At 63.2% G+C, this 12,695-nt stretch carries 10 protein-coding genes; all 10 read right to left on the bottom strand.

Annotation, left to right across the window (positions count from 1 at the left end):
- Window positions 1–11: 11 nt before the first annotated feature.
- Window positions 12–224 (bottom strand): hypothetical protein, encoded by a 213-nt coding sequence (locus tag MKK04_RS08675; RefSeq protein WP_003259019.1) that lies wholly within the window; start codon window positions 222–224, stop codon window positions 12–14.
- A complete protein-coding gene (locus MKK04_RS08670; RefSeq protein ID WP_207831591.1) occupies window positions 221–691 on the bottom strand; it encodes a hypothetical protein in 471 nt (156 codons plus the stop codon). The genes MKK04_RS08675 and MKK04_RS08670 overlap by 4 nt, the downstream gene beginning before the upstream one ends.
- A gap of 406 nt (window positions 692–1,097) precedes the next feature.
- Window positions 1,098–1,292, bottom strand: coding sequence for a hypothetical protein (locus MKK04_RS08665; protein WP_025338376.1), 195 nt, complete (start codon window positions 1,290–1,292; stop codon window positions 1,098–1,100).
- Between the two features lie 178 nt (window positions 1,293–1,470).
- A complete protein-coding gene (locus MKK04_RS08660; RefSeq protein ID WP_003259022.1) occupies window positions 1,471–1,875 on the bottom strand; it encodes a TraR/DksA family transcriptional regulator in 405 nt (134 codons plus the stop codon).
- A gap of 565 nt (window positions 1,876–2,440) precedes the next feature.
- Window positions 2,441–3,214, bottom strand: a complete 774-nt coding sequence (locus MKK04_RS08655; protein ID WP_013971834.1) for an enoyl-CoA hydratase — start codon at window positions 3,212–3,214, stop codon at window positions 2,441–2,443.
- 13 nt (window positions 3,215–3,227) lie between these two features.
- Window positions 3,228–4,355, bottom strand: coding sequence for an acyl-CoA dehydrogenase (locus tag MKK04_RS08650; protein ID WP_085593208.1), 1,128 nt, complete (start codon window positions 4,353–4,355; stop codon window positions 3,228–3,230).
- 8 nt (window positions 4,356–4,363) lie between these two features.
- Window positions 4,364–5,557: an acetyl-CoA C-acyltransferase gene (locus tag MKK04_RS08645; RefSeq protein ID WP_087502979.1), complete on the bottom strand. Its 1,194-nt coding sequence runs from the start codon at window positions 5,555–5,557 to the stop codon at window positions 4,364–4,366.
- Between the two features lie 11 nt (window positions 5,558–5,568).
- Window positions 5,569–6,336, bottom strand: coding sequence for an SDR family NAD(P)-dependent oxidoreductase (locus MKK04_RS08640; RefSeq protein ID WP_207831597.1), 768 nt, complete (start codon window positions 6,334–6,336; stop codon window positions 5,569–5,571).
- Window positions 6,337–6,349: 13 nt separating this feature from the next.
- Window positions 6,350–7,996, bottom strand: a complete 1,647-nt coding sequence (locus MKK04_RS08635; protein ID WP_241106460.1) for an acyl-CoA synthetase — start codon at window positions 7,994–7,996, stop codon at window positions 6,350–6,352.
- 128 nt (window positions 7,997–8,124) lie between these two features.
- Window positions 8,125–12,672 (bottom strand): NEL-type E3 ubiquitin ligase domain-containing protein, encoded by a 4,548-nt coding sequence (locus MKK04_RS08630; protein WP_241106459.1) that lies wholly within the window; start codon window positions 12,670–12,672, stop codon window positions 8,125–8,127.
- Window positions 12,673–12,695: the final 23 nt, after the last annotated feature.

Raw genomic sequence — 12,695 nt, 5'->3', positions numbered from 1 at the left:
GAGTCGCCGCCTCAGCCTTGGGCAAGGCGCTGCAACTCGCGCCGGACCATGGCCGCATAAGGCGGCGGGCCGAGGCGGTACAATTCGCCTGCCACCCAGTTCAACCAGGCGCCTTGCAGTTCTTCGCGCCTGGCCAGCAAACGCTCGGCCTCGGCCACGGCATCTGCCTGGTGCTGCCGATGGAACTCGGCACGCGTTGCAGGCGCGTCGTCACTGTGGGTCATTCACTGGCCTTGAAGGTGGTCAGCTCACCTTTGCGCCATTTGGCAACCTTGCCGGTCACCGCCTTGAGCAACTTGCCAAGGCCTTCCTGCACTTGTTGCTGCGCGGCGAACACCAGCATCACACCGTGGCCTTCACGGAACACGATGCCCTCGCCTTCAGGTACCGACACGAAGGCGTAGTCGCCCACACCATATACATTCAGCTTGATATCGCGAAAGCGCATTTCCAGTTTGCCGCCTTCGCGGCTGGGCAGTACGGCGGCGCGAAAGTGGTCGCCGACCTTCAGCTCCAAACGCTGCTTGTCATCGACCACCAATGCACTTTCGGTATCGATTTCGGCCATGTACAGGCCTTCGGGATTCTGTTCGGTGACATAGACAAAGCGACCCTGAAACAGCTGGGCCAATTTACCGCGCAAGTCGCCCAGGGCGAACAACGCATGGGTATCAAGAGTGCTGACTGCCAATGAAGTAATCCTCAACCGGTTACAACCCGCCCTCACCCAAGTTCGGTGAGACACGGTCATTTCTATCGATAGGCGAAAAGAGTAATAAAACGATATGCGAAATGTCTGTGCCCGCTGGCGATGCAGCGCGCAGGATTCTTTACTCTGGCTTGCCAGATATGGCCACATACAGGCTTTCGGCATATTCCCGATTCGGGAAGCGTAATGCCTGACAGCAAAACCGCCAGGAAAGATGCGGCAGGCAATGCCAGAGCGCACGTGACAACCGGCCCTGCAATTCATCAGCGCATTACTGGGGGAAGAATATGCACGAAAACACCGAAATCCGTCGAGAGGCAAAGTGCATTTCTTGCAGGAGATCGCCCTGAACGACACTCCGCTCGCTCGCCGGAAGCACTCAATGCGCTCAGGCGGCCAGGCCCTTCTTCAACTGCTGCTGCCAGGCCGCCTGGCACTCCAGCGCCTCTTCGCGCGTGGCGAATGCGGTACCACGGCGCTCGCCATTGACCAGCACCACCCAGCAGATACGTTTACCCAGCGCCCGCAGTGTGGCCGGCACACCCGAACCAATCATCACGGCTACATCGACGCGGCTATTCATCATTCCCTCCGGAATTTAATTAGCACCCTAACGATAAAGCCATGATACGCCTGCTCGCGGCGTGGAAACAGCGCATCCCGGTACAGCAGTGTTACCTGCGGGGCAACAAAACCGCCGCCGGCAAGAAACGCAAAAAGCCCCAGGGATCGCTCCGTGGGGCTTGGCGCACCGCGCGGGGTTACACCTGGCGCTGGTGGCGGTCGAGCTGCTCGTGGCGCTCCTGGGCTTCGATGCAGTACTTGGTGGTCGGGCTGATCAGCAGACGCTTCAGGCCGATCGGCTCACCGCTGTCATCGCACCAGCCGAAGCTTTCGTCGGCAATACGGTCCAGGGCCATTTCCAACTGCGGCAGCAGGCGCTGGTCGCGGTCGATGGCATTCACCAGCCAGCTACGCTCTTCTTCGACCGAAGCCACGTCGGCAGGGTCCGACGGGGTGTCCAGGCCTTCGATGGTGGCACGGCTCAGCTCGATGCGTTCATGGGTTTCGACTTTCATCGCCTGCAGCAGGCCAGCGAAGAAAGCCAGCTGGTCAGCGTTCATGTAGTCATCGGCCGACATGGCCAGCAACTGTTCCTTGGTCATCGAATTCTCTATGAAAAAATGTGCATTTGGGCGATTCGGGTGCCGCCGACGCCTTGGCATCGGCAGCGGAATTCTTCAAGCGCCAACCGGCACTCTTTTACAGGGGGCGGCAGTCTAAGGCGCTGCGTCGCGTGGAGCAACTGCAAATGGGTGTGAATTTGCTTCTATTGCTCGGAATCCGCTGGTCGGTGCAAAGAAGATGCTTGGTAGGGGCCGTGGAGCATGGCGGGGAATTGGGCCAGGGCCGCTAGGTACTCGCCACAGCATTTGCAGCGTCTGGAAGATCGAGCGCCGCCCGCGCGGCGCATCGCGAGCGAAGCTCGCTCCTACATCTGTTTCGGGCCAGTCGATCCTGAGGCAGAGGCGCGCGGCCCTTTGGTGTCCACCTCGATATCGTGAGGAACAAACAAGGCGGTCGCGCGCGTTGGCGCAGGCGTTACTGGCCCAAAACAAATGTAGGAGCGAGCTTCGCTCGCGATGCGCCGCGCGGGCGGCGCTCGATCTCACAGGCGCCGGACCTCTCAAGGCATGCACCCAGAGGCCCAGCGCAAAACCCCAACCAGAATCAACGATCCTTGAACTGCGCCTCACGCTTGGCAATGAACGCAGCCATACCTTCTTTCTGGTCTTCAGTGGCAAACGCCGCATGGAACACCCGTCGCTCAAAGCGCACACCCTCGCTAAGGGTGACTTCGAACGCACGATTGACGCTCTCTTTCACCATCATGCTCACCGGAATCGACTTGCTGGCAATGGTCGCCGCCACCTTCAGCGCCTCTTCCACCAGCTCCGCCTGCGGCACGATACGCGCCACCAGGCCAGCACGCTCGGCTTCCTCAGCGCCCATCAGGCGACCGGTCAGGCACAGTTCCATGGCCTTGGCCTTGCCCACCGCGCGGGTCAGGCGCTGGGTGCCGCCCATGCCCGGCAGCACGCCAAGGTTGATTTCCGGCTGGCCGAACCTGGCATTGTCCGCCGCCAGGATGAAGTCACACATCATCGCCAGCTCGCAGCCGCCGCCCAGGGCAAAACCGGACACTGCAGCAATGATCGGCTTGCGCCGGTTGGCAATACGGTCGGAATCGCTGAACAGGTCGTCAACGTAGATTTGCGGGTATTGCAGCTCGGCCATTTCCTTGATGTCGGCGCCAGCGGCAAAAGCCTTGGCGGAGCCGGTCAGCACCACGCAGCCGATGTTCGGGTCACGCTCGAGCTGGTCCAGGGCCTGGTTGATCTCGCCGACGATCTGCGCGTTCAGCGCGTTCAGCGCCTGCGGGCGGTTGAGGGTGATCAGGCCGACCTTGCCGTGGATGTCCAACAGGATGGTTTCGAATGCCATGCAGACTGCTCCTTCAAAGATTGCGCGCAATGACCATGCGCTGAATGTCGCTGGTGCCTTCGTAGATCTGGCAAACCCGAACGTCGCGGTAGATCCGCTCCAGCGGGAAGTCACTCAGATAGCCATAACCGCCCAGGGTCTGCAAGGCATCCGAACAGACCTTTTCGGCCATTTCCGAGGCAAACAGCTTGGCCATCGAGGCCTCCACCAATGCCGGGCGCCCGGCATCACGCAGTGCGGCAGCATGCAGCACCATCTGCCGAGCCACGGCAATTTTCGTCGCCATGTCGGCCAGGCGGAAAGCCACCGCCTGGTGCTCGATCAGCGCCTTGCCGAAGCTCTGCCGCTCGTTGGCATAGTCGCGCGCCACTTCGAACGCAGCACGGGCCATGCCCACCGCCTGCGAGGCGATGCCGATGCGGCCGCCTTCGAGGTTGGCCAGGGCGATCTTGTAGCCCTCGCCTTCGGCGCCCAGGCGGTTGGCCACCGGCACACGCACATTGTCGAAGACGATCTGGCAGGTGTCGGAGGCGTGCTGGCCGAGCTTGTCCTCGACCCGCGCCACTTGATAGCCGGGCGAATCGGTAGGCACGATGAAGGCGCTGATACCGCGCTTGCCAGCGTCCGGGTCGGTCACGGCGAACACGATCACCACCCCGGCGTTCTGCCCGGAGGTGATGAACTGCTTGCTGCCGTTGAGCACGTAGTGGTCGCCATCCAGACGAGCACGGGTCTTCAGGCTGCTGGCGTCGGAGCCGGCCTGCGGTTCGGTCAGGGCAAAGGCACCGAGCATCGCACCGCTGGCCAGCGGGGTAAGGAACTGCTCTTTCTGCTGCTCGCTGCCAAAACGCAGGATCGGCACACAGCCCACCGAGTTGTGCACGCTCATGATGGTCGAGCAGGCGCCATCACCGGCGGCGATTTCTTCCAGAGCCATGGCATAGGCCACGTAACCGGTGTCGCTGCCGCCCCACTGCTCCGGCACCAGCATGCCGAACAGGCCCAGCTCGGCCATCTCATCGATGGCCTCCTTGGGGAAGCGGTGTTCCTTGTCCCATTGCTCGGCAAACGGCTTCAGGCGCTCCTGGGCAAAGGCGCGTACCGCGTCGGCGATCTGTTGTTGCTCGTCAGTTACCAGCATGCTTCACCTCAGTACAGGCATTCGACAGCCATGGCCGTGGCCTCGCCACCGCCGATGCAGATGGCCGCCACGCCACGGCGCAGGTTGTTCTGGCGCAGGGCCGACAGCAGGGTCACCAGGATGCGCGCACCGGAAGCGCCGATCGGGTGGCCGAGGGCACAGGCGCCGCCATGGATATTGACCTTGTCGTGTGCCAGGTCGAGGTGCTTCATGGCCGCCAGGGTAACCACGGCGAAGGCCTCGTTGATCTCGAACAGGTCGACCTCGGCCAGATTCCAGCCGGTGCGTTTCATCAGCTTGTCGATGGCACCGATCGGCGCGGTCGGGAACAGAGCCGGGGTGTCGGCGAAGGCGGCGTGGCCGTGGATCACCGCCAGCGGCTTGAGGCCGCGCTTGTCGGCTTCGGAGCGGCGCATCAGCACCAGCGCCGCAGCGCCGTCGGAAATCGAGCTGGAGTTGGCGGCGGTTACCGTGCCGCCTTCGCGGAAGGCCGGCTTGAGCTGCGGGATCTTGTCCAGGCGCGCCTTGGGCGGCTGTTCATCGTCCTTGATGACGCGCCTTTCCTTACCCTCGGTGACTTCCACCGGCACGATCTCGGCAGCAAACCGGCCACTCTTGATTGCGTCCTGGGCACGGGTCAGCGAGGCAATGGCGAACTGGTCCTGGGCTTCGCGGCTGAAGGCGTTGGCCTGCGCGCAGTCTTCGGCAAAGGTGCCCATCAGGCGGCCTTTGTCGTAGGCGTCCTCCAGGCCATCCATGAACATGTGGTCGATGATCTTGCCGTGGCCCATGCGGTAGCCGCCACGGGCCTTGTCCAGCAGGTACGGCGCGTTGGTCATGCTTTCCATGCCACCGGCCACCACCACATCGGCGGTGCCGGCCAGCAGCAGGTCATGGGCCATGATCGCCGCCTGCATGCCCGAACCGCACATCTTGTTCAGGGTGGTGCAGGTGGTGTGCTTGTCCAGCCCGGCGCCCAGCGCGGCCTGGCGGGCCGGGGCCTGGCCCTGGCCGGCCGGCAGCACGCAGCCGAACAGCACCTGTTCGACACTGGCGGCATCGATGCCGGCGCGCTCCACGGCGCCACGGATGGCCGCGCTGCCCAGTTGCGGTGCAGTCAGGCTCTTGAGGTCGCCCTGCAGGCCACCCATGGGCGTACGCACGGCGCTGACGATAACGATCGGGTCATTGGCGAGGGTCATGTTCGTTCTCCTTACTTGGCAGCCATGCGCAGTGCACCGTCGAGGCGAATCACCTCACCGTTGAGCATGCTGTTCTCGATGATGTGACGGGCCAGCGCGGCGTATTCCTGCGGGCGACCCAGGCGCGGCGGGAACGGTACACCGGCAGCCAGCGAGGCGCGTACTTCCTCGGTCATGCCGGCCATCATCGGCGTTTCGAAGATGCCAGGGGCAATGGTCATTACACGGATGCCGAAGCGCGCCAGTTCACGCGCGGTCGGCAAGGTCAGGCTGGCGATGGCACCCTTGGAAGCTGCGTAGGCGGCCTGCCCGATCTGGCCGTCATAGGCGGCGATGGAAGCGGTGTTGATGATCACCCCGCGCTCGCCACCCTCATCGGCAGCCCCTTCGGCCATGGCCGCAGCGGCCAGGCGCAGCAGGTTGAAACTGCCGATCAGGTTGACGTTGATGACCTTGGCGAAGCTGGCCAGGCCATGCGGGCCCTGTTTGCCCAATACCTTTTCGGCACCGACGATGCCGGCGCAGTTGACCAGCCCATGAATGCTGCCAAAAGCGCTGACGGCCGCATCGACCGCCGCCTGCGCCGCTTGCTCGTCGCTGATGTCGGCCACTGCGAAACGGGCGTTGTCGCCCAGCTCGCGGGCCTTGGCTTCCACGGCCTGGGCATTGAGGTCGACCAGCATGACCTTGGCGCCGGCCTCGACCAGCATCTGCGCGGTTGCCGCGCCCAGCCCGGAGGCGGCGCCGCTGACGATGAAGTGTTTGTTGGCTATTTGCATGATCGGTTTCCTTTCAGGCGCTGGCAGGGGTGGCCTGTTGCGCTTGTTGTTTGGCGACTTCCTGATTGCGCAGGATGAAGCGTTGCAGCTTGCCGCTCGGGGTCTTGGGCAGCTCGCTGACGAATTCGATTTCTCTTGGGTAAGCATGGGCGTACAGGCGTTGGCGCACGTGCTGGCGCAAAGCCTCTTCAAGCTCGGCGCTGCCCTGGCAACCGCTGGCCAATACCACGAAGGCCTTGATCAACTCGGTACGCTCGGGGTCCGGTTTGCCAATCACCGCCGCTTCGATCACCGCCGGGTGCTCGATCAGGGCGCTCTCCACGTCGAACGGGCCGACCCGGTAGCCGGAAGTGGTGATCACATCGTCGCTGCGGCCGACGAAGCTGATGCTGCCGTCCTGGTTCAGCTCGACGGTGTCGCCGCTGAGGTAGTACTTGCCGACGAAGGCTTTGGTCGGCAGGCCGTGGTAGCCCGCGAACCAGCACAGCGGCGACTGCTCGCGGTCGACCGCGAGGATGCCCGGCTGACCGGCGGGCAGCTCGTGGCCCTGCTCATCCAGCACCACGATGCGGTGACCAGGGATGGCGAAGCCTGCCGAGCCGAGATGTACCGGGTGCTGCAGGCCATGGTGGTTGCACAGCACCATGCCCAGCTCGGTCTGCCCGTAGTGATCGTGGATGGTCACACCCAGTTCGTCGGCGAACCAGCGGATCACTTCCGGGTTGAGCGGTTCGCCAGCACTGCTCACCACTCGCAGGCGGCCCTTGATCGGCGCGGCGAAACCATCCCCGGCAGCAATCAGCAGGCGGTACGCGGTGGGCGAGCCGGCCAGGTTGGTGATGCCCAGCTTGTCGATCACCCGCGCGCAGCTTTCAACACTGAACGGGCCATCGTAGAAGGTGGTGGCATGGCCCAGCGACAGCGGCCCAGTGACTGCGTAATACAGGCCATAGGCCCAGCCCGGGTCGGCCAGGTTCCAGAAGTTGTCCTCGGGGCGCAGATCGATGGCATCGCGCATGTAGCCCTGGAACGCGACGATGGCGCGCAGCGGCACTTCCAGCGGTTTGGCCGGGCCGGTGGTGCCGGAGGTGAACATCAGCAGGAACGGGTCGTTGCCCGAGCGCATCACCGGCTCGCATACGTCTGCGGCACTGTCCAGGCACCGCTGGAAGTCCAGCTCGCCGCTGCGGGCCTTGACAGTGATGATGGTCGGGCAGGCGTGCACATCGTCCAGCTTGGCGCGGTTGTGGCTGTCGGTGATGACCACGCGGGCATGGGATTGCTCAAGCCGGTGCTCGATAGCCTTGGGGCCGAACGCAGTGAACAGCGGCTGGTACACCGCGCCGAGGCGCCAGGTAGCGAGAATGGTAACAAGCAGCTCGGGGGTTCGCGGCATCAGACCGGCAACCCGATCACCGGGGCCTACGCCCTGCGTCTTGAGCACGTTGGCGAAGCGGGCGGCCTGGTTTTTGAGCTGATCGAAGCTGTAGCGGGCACTGTTGCCATCGCGGTCTTCGTAGATCAGCGCCAGCTTGCCCTCACCGGCATGGCGGTCACAGCATTCGACACAGGCATTGAGGGCTTCGAGGTTGCCATGCAATGCCACCGCAGCGGCCTGGGCATGGTCGAACGCACGAGCGGCCTCGGCGTAATCGCGCATCGTCGGACTCCTGGTTTCTTGTTTTTGGAGTGAACCATCGGTCCGATGATGTTCGCGCCGCGCAGGCGGCGCGACAATGGCCAAAGCTGTCAATCTGGATGATCGGTTTGGCCGCTTGTACAGGATTGCTACACAGGGGTTTCCAATGCTTCGCGGGTCAGTCTCAAGGCCAGTGCGGCTAACGCCATCTCGCGCTCCCTTCGCAGGTTCGTGGCCTGACGCAGGTACTCCTGATGACCCAATGCTGCTTCACTGGTGGCTGCCGACTCCCACTGGGTTTCGACAGCCTGCCATCGTTTCTGGAACGCATCATCGATGGCGGAGAATGCCTCGGCGTGCTGTTCACGCAAGGCTGCTACCCAGAAGTCGCGCTGACTGATGAAGACAGCCCGCTCCTCGCCCGTTTCGGCGCTCAGTACCTGCTGATAAGCGTTGTCCAGATCCGCTTGGGTGACACCTGCCAGAGAGCCGAACAGCATGTTTCTCGGCTGCCCCAGCAGGTTCAGGCGCTCGGCCAGGCCGGTGCGGAAGGCCAGGCTCACCTCCACCTCCTCTTCTGCGTGCGTAACCTGCCACTGCCCGCTTCCGTAACGTTCATCCATGAACGCCCGGGCCAGGGCATTGACCCTCTCCAGGCGGAACAGCCGCTGGGCAAGTTGCATGCGCTCGACGCTGGTGGCACCGGGCGCGCCGTTGTGAGTGAACTGCGACACGTGCATCTGCACCTCAAGGTTGCTGAAACAATGCGCCACACTGTCGGCGCACGTACGCGGATCAGCGGCAATGTCGAACAAGTCCTGACGAATGCGAGGGTCCTCGGCGGCCGCTCCGACAACGCGCCAGACCCGCTCGGCAGTAGCCTGCGCAGCGGCCCTGAAATCGGCACTCTCGACCAACTCGTCGAGCAGACCGAAGAACGCGTCACTACCCGGCATGGCACGTAGCGTGTCCCACTGCGTACTACGGGCCGTGTAATCAGCTGCATCAAGGGTCGACAGCCACCTGTTGGCGGACAGTGCAGGCTCGACATTCTCGATAGGCGCCAAGCGATGTCGAAGCAATTGGCTGTCAAGTGTCGCAACAACCGGGTTGCCAGTAAGCACCATCATTTGGCGCCGCATCACGCGGGAACGCAGCAGTGCGGGTGGCAGGGCTTCGATCTGGTTATTGCGAAAATCGATGAACGTGAGCCGTTCGCAGCGTTCGAGCTCTTCGGGCATCGCCCGCAGGCCGGCACTTCGCATGACCAGCGCATGCAAGTCAGCCAGTCGCCCGACCCGCAAGGTAGCGGCGCCGAGCGGGTTGTCACTCAGGTCGAGGTGGCGCAACGCGGTAAGGCCAGCCAGCACATCGGCCTGTGCCTGTGTCAGACGCAGACGGTTACCGGCCAGGGTCAGCTCGCGCAGATCGTGAAGGCGTTCCAGCCCCTGTGGCAGCGCGTGAAGTTCGTTGAAACTCAGGTCCAGGTTCTGCAGGGAGGGGAAATTCTCAAGGAAGCCCGCGGGCAACACCGTGAGCCGCAAATTGACCAGGGTCAAACGCGTCACATGAGAAAAGTCAGTGCCCGCAGGAATATCGGGCAAATCCCCCAACGGCCAATTGGAAAGGGACAAACGCATGCTCCAGCGTGGGTCCTCCCCGTTTTCGCCCTCCACGTCATCCTCGATCCGCGGCCCCTCCAGGCGCCAGACACGGCGAATTTCGTCGCCGGCCGACGTGCGCAGCCTCCACTGCCCGGCATCCCCCTGTCGCGCCCAGGCTCTCAAGCTGCGGTCCAGCGCTGCATATTCCATTTCCTGCCGCAGCAAGGTGGTAAAGGGAGAGGCCCGGCGTAGAAGCAAGAAGTGAATGAACCGCTCGACCTGTGCTTCGCTGAAACCGGGGTAAAGGCTACGTACCCGGCGCCGCAGGGTACACGCCGGTGACTCCATGCACGAAAGCACAGGGCCGAGGGGGTAACCCACACGGCCATCGCCCAGGCGCTGGATCATTGCGCCCAGTGGCCTGGCTTCTCGCCAGTCCAGCAATGCAAGCAAGGCCTTGCGATCACGCGGCAACCAGACCTGCATACTGGCCCGGATGAGGCCAGGCACGTCTTTACCAACCCAACCCGAACGCTGAAGGAAACTGTCAGAAAGTACTGCCGCCAGTACTTCGAACACACCTTGCGGCTCCGCAACCTCAAGCTCGCTGGCCAGGCCTCTTTCGTCATACAGTTGGAAGCTGCCGTCTTTCCATACCAGGTCGAAGGTCTGAGTTGCATCACCAAAGGCTGGCAACAACCGGTCCTGCACCGCGCCAGTGGAAGTCCGGTCGCGCAACACCAGGTTCATCTTTTCTGCGGCAACGCCTTGACTTCGCAGAAGCGCAAACACCAGACGCACCAGGTCGGCACAATAGCTGCCCTGCAGGTACAAGGCCTCGCGCATTCTTACCAGCCGCACCTCCAGCAGCAGGAGCCGCGCCTGCTGGGCCAAAGCCAACGGCAAGCGGAAATCCTCGACCATCCGCTGGCGCATGAACGGCGAAGCGGCTTTGAGCAGCTCCCGCGCATAAGCCTTGGGCAGGCCGGGGAAGTCGCGCCGGATCACCGCCGTCGCCGGGTCGTCTGGCAGGCTGGCTTCGGCGAAATGATCAAGCATGGGCTGACGCAAGCGCTGAGCCGCCTCGTGGATTGCATCCATCTGTTCGGCCGGGTCCTGGCCCTGCAGCGACAACTCCTCGACGCACCAACTCAGGCGCTCGGCGTACTGCGGCCCTTCACTGGTCTGAGCAAAAAAGGCTTCATTCTCAGCCTGCACCGCAAACCGCTGCAGCGTGTCTCGCAACGCGACCGGCAGCGGCCGGCTTTCCACCAGCAACTGCCGCAGCATCGCTTCATCCAGCCCGGCCACTGTCAGGATTTGCCCGACCTGCTCGTCAGACAGTGCCCTGGCAGCTGGCCACAGGGCGGTCAACAGCCTGGCATTGCCCTGCCACTCCAGGGGACGGTCAATCCGCAGCCACCAGCCACGCTCGCCATTGCCTCGCAAAGCCGGGCCGAACCGTTCGGTGCCATCCTGATGCAGCAACCGCCAGCTCCCTTCGCGGTCCTGGCGCACAGCGTAGAAGGTGCCCTGGTCATGCCACCAGAGCTGGTCGTCCCCAGAAAACAAGCCATCGTGCCGCTCGGTCAGCGAAATGTCGGAGCCTGCCGTACGATAAGGGCTCAGGGTATTCTGCCAGAGCCGCTGCGAGCCCGACTCGGTGGTAACGGGCTCGAGAGTGTCGGCAAAGGCGCAGCGGATGGTATGGATTCCCGCTGCGGCCGTTCCCAGCACAGCTACCGATGCGACCAGGTCCACCAGATGCTCCAGCGCCTCATGCCGATGCCCCTGCGCCCAGTGGCTGGCGCCTTCATAAACCTGGGTCAGCAACTGCCTGGCGAAGTCGCCCAGCAGCACGGCATTGATGGCTGGCACGAACAGCCCTGCCAGGCCAACCAGCGCCAACCCCGCCTCCTGGAGCGCTGCCAGCCGGTCAGTGCTGGCGCGCCGGTCCACCTCAGCCGTTGGCACCGCCAGGAAGCGGGCGTCTTCCCTGATGCGCGAGGCATGTCGCCTGGCTGCATCGAGGAAGGGATCATCCTTTAGCGCTAGCCGGGATGGCTGCAGGTCCGGTTGATCGTCACTCAAGCGCTTATCCAGTAACGTCAGGAATTGAGCCCGCTGGCTTAATGCGATGCGCTGGACGAACGCGCTTCTGAATGGCTCGTCCCGCATGTGCCGGACCAGCGCATCATTCACCGCATCCCAGTCAGCAAAACGCCGCAAGGGCTGCTCATGGTCGTCCGGCAAGTACAGGATCACGCCCTTGAGACTGTCTGGCGGGCCAGCCGGGAAATCACTCTGCCGACGCGGCGGTTCGACCAGTTCGAAGGCCATGGCACCTTCCACTCGGCAGTCGAGAACCTGCACGGCTCTGGCAATGCCATTCCAGCCCTGGGCATGGCGAGCCGCCTTGCCCTGGACAAGCAGACGGAGCATGTCCAGATCACTGTTTTTGAGCTGTGCCCGCAGCGCGGCGATTTCAATGACCAACGCCAGACCAGTGCGTTGATCATTGCCCAGGGCCGTGGTCAGTTCCGGTGTCAGCACCTGGTCAAGATGGCGCTGGTAAGCACCGCCGACATCGGTGTCCCGACACAAGGCGACCAGGTCATCGATCTGCCAGGTCAGTACCTGTGCCGATGAGCCATCGGCCGGTTGCTGCCTGATGACCGCCGTCTGTTCGAAGAACGACTCGCCATCCGTGAAGTTCTGCAACAATTTCTGCAACAACGGCTCGTAGACCAGCACCTGCTGCAGGTCCGGGGGCAACAGTCCCGGTAAGGGGTCGAACGGCCGAGCGATGGCGCGAAGGCGCTCTTCACGCCACACCACCTTGTCCAGGTCGAGTTGCACCTCGAGTTTCGCTTCGATGGCGGGACCGAGGCGGGCCTTGGCGAATTGATCGAGCGGCAGCAAGCGGCCCAATAACGGTGCCAGCTGCTTGCGGCTCGCCAGGTGATCAGTCGACGCTGCACGCAGTGCATTGATCGATTCCTTCCTGGCCTTCTTCAGCCATTCAGGCAGTATCTCGACAATGAAGTCGTTTACCGGGTAGGCAAGCTTGGCATGTTCGTGCAGTTCAGGCATGGCGATCTCCAGGCGACAGGGAA

It is taken from the genome of Pseudomonas sp. LS.1a, from assembly GCF_022533585.1.
GTDB lineage: Bacteria > Pseudomonadota > Gammaproteobacteria > Pseudomonadales > Pseudomonadaceae > Aquipseudomonas.
The sequence above is the reverse complement of the archived record's forward strand: the minus strand, read 5'-3'. Positions and strand labels throughout refer to the sequence as shown.

Coding starts and splice junctions, on each gene's coding strand:
- MKK04_RS08650 (WP_085593208.1), bottom strand. CDS start 4,355: ATGCTGGTAACTGACGAGCAACAACAGATCGCCGACGCGGTACGCGCC.
- MKK04_RS08630 (WP_241106459.1), bottom strand. CDS start 12,672: ATGCCTGAACTGCACGAACATGCCAAGCTTGCCTACCCGGTAAACGAC.
- MKK04_RS08660 (WP_003259022.1), bottom strand. CDS start 1,875: ATGACCAAGGAACAGTTGCTGGCCATGTCGGCCGATGACTACATGAAC.
- MKK04_RS08675 (WP_003259019.1), bottom strand. CDS start 224: ATGACCCACAGTGACGACGCGCCTGCAACGCGTGCCGAGTTCCATCGG.
- MKK04_RS08665 (WP_025338376.1), bottom strand. CDS start 1,292: ATGAATAGCCGCGTCGATGTAGCCGTGATGATTGGTTCGGGTGTGCCG.
- MKK04_RS08645 (WP_087502979.1), bottom strand. CDS start 5,557: ATGACCCTCGCCAATGACCCGATCGTTATCGTCAGCGCCGTGCGTACG.
- MKK04_RS08635 (WP_241106460.1), bottom strand. CDS start 7,996: ATGCGCGATTACGCCGAGGCCGCTCGTGCGTTCGACCATGCCCAGGCC.
- MKK04_RS08640 (WP_207831597.1), bottom strand. CDS start 6,336: ATGCAAATAGCCAACAAACACTTCATCGTCAGCGGCGCCGCCTCCGGG.
- MKK04_RS08655 (WP_013971834.1), bottom strand. CDS start 3,214: ATGGCATTCGAAACCATCCTGTTGGACATCCACGGCAAGGTCGGCCTG.